Origin of the sequence: Algoriphagus marincola DSM 16067 (assembly GCF_000429405.1) — a bacterium.
GTDB classification, from domain to species: domain Bacteria; phylum Bacteroidota; class Bacteroidia; order Cytophagales; family Cyclobacteriaceae; genus Algoriphagus; species Algoriphagus marincola.
Window position 1 is genome coordinate 1 of record NZ_AUBU01000032.1, and the last position, 2,096, is coordinate 2,096.

The window sequence follows — 2,096 nt, forward strand, 5'->3', positions numbered from 1 at the left end:
GGCATTCCAAACCGTCTGGACTTAGACTCTGATGGCGATGGTTGTAGTGATGGGGTAGAGGCCGGCAATACCAGTGTAGGCAACAATGATGTTGTAAACTACAACACGGGCACCGATGCCAACGGCAACGGCCTGCTAGATGAGTTTGAGGATGGCACTACCGGCACTATCAACTATACTTCATACTATTCGGACTTTGCTTTAGATAATAGCATTAATGCCTGTTTAGATACGGATGGTGATGGCGTTCTTGATGTCTTTGATATTGATGACGACAATGATGGCGTGCTGGATTCTGAAGAAGGCGACGGGGATACCGACGGCGATGGCATTCCAAACAGGCTTGATTTGGATTCGGATGGTGATGGCTGTAGTGATGGTGTAGAGGCTGGCAATACAGCCACCACCAATAATGACGTTGTAAACTTTAACACGGGCACCGATGCCAACGGCAACGGTCTGTTAGATGAGTTTGAGGATGGCACTAGCGGCACCATCAACTATACTTCATTCTATAGTTTTGCTCTCAATGATGCGATCAACGCCTGTAATGATACCGATGGGGATGGTGTAGGTGATGCCATTGATATAGACGACGACAATGATGGGGTGTTGGACACCCAAGAAGGTTGCCGACCTGTTAGTTACGATTTCTCTACTTTAACATGGACTACAGATGCAGCTATCACAGTGAGTGCTCCTGATGATAGTACCTTATCTGGTATCAGTACTAGCGGTTGGAAATCTGCATTGTCTAACCAAACATTTTCACTGCCATTAGATATTAGCTTTACCTATTCCAGCACTTCTGCTGAGTTGATGTTTGGCTTTGCCAATGAAAATAGTGCTCTGAACGATAACTGGACTGTTGCAAATAGCTTTGGTTTCTACATTATCAATTCAACAAGCTATACAAAAATTAACAACAGTCTTCAGAATGCAGTAAATGGTACACAAGGTCAAGTACACCGGATTGTCATTGATGAATCAGGGAACCTGACCCTGTTCAGAAACGGTGTACAGATTTTAGTACAATCGGGTTTATCTACGACCGACAGTTATAAATTATATATCGCCCGTAATAGTAATGGAACTAAGCCGGTTGAAAGCATTGAATTTAGGGCTTCGGGAAGCCCTCTTGAATGCCTTTTAGATACTGATGGGGACGGAATTCCAAACAGTCTGGACCTAGATTCTGATGGAGATGGCTGTAGTGATGGTGTGGAAGCCAATAATACATCAGTATCTAATAATGACATCGTTAACTACAACACGGGTATAGATGCCAATAAGAACGGTCTCCTGGATCAGTTTGAGGATGGCACTTCCGGTACTATCAACTATACCTCGTTCTATAGTTTTGCTCTCGATGATGCGATCAACGCCTGTACGGATACTGATGGGGATGGCGTTGGTGATGTTATTGATATTGATGATGATAATGATGGTGTACTTGACTTTGATGAACAAAGCGAACCATGCTACTATCTGGGAGGCACCAACGATTTTACCAACTTGTCGTTTACAAATCCTGCACAAATTGAAGTCAATCCATTAGCCGCTGACAGCATCACGGTCAGACGCCTATCAGGATCTTGGGTTAGTACTTACAGCTTACAAACCTATCAATTGCCGGTTCGCTTTGAGTTTACCGTGAACAATAGCAACTCCCCTACGATGATTGGCCTCATCGGGACGACGAAGAACAAGACCAGTACGAATTGGAACGACCAAAGCCATAAATTCTATTTTAGCAATGGTTCAAGTTATGACATTCGGGATTTTGGAGGTTCATCATCAGGAAGCACTTATGCGTCAGGTGATCAATTTGCTATTGAAATTGATGCAAATGGTAACCTGTCGATGAGTAAGAATGGCACAATTCTATTCACTGATGTAGTAAATGACAGTGAATTTCAATTGGCCATCTCTTCGGCCAGTGGTACGCTAAAGCCGTTCTTTAATATCTTCCTGGAAGGTAATCTTGACTCCTTCCCATATCTATGTGAAGACATAGACACTGATGGCGACGGTATTCCAGACCGCTTGGATCCTGACTCCGACGGCGATGGCATCTTCGACATCGTTGAAGCGGG

General features: G+C 44.0%; 1 pseudogene. It reads left to right on the forward strand.

What is annotated here, in order from left to right:
* Positions 1-2,096, forward strand: a pseudogene (locus G457_RS22920) (hypothetical protein); the annotation flags it as partial.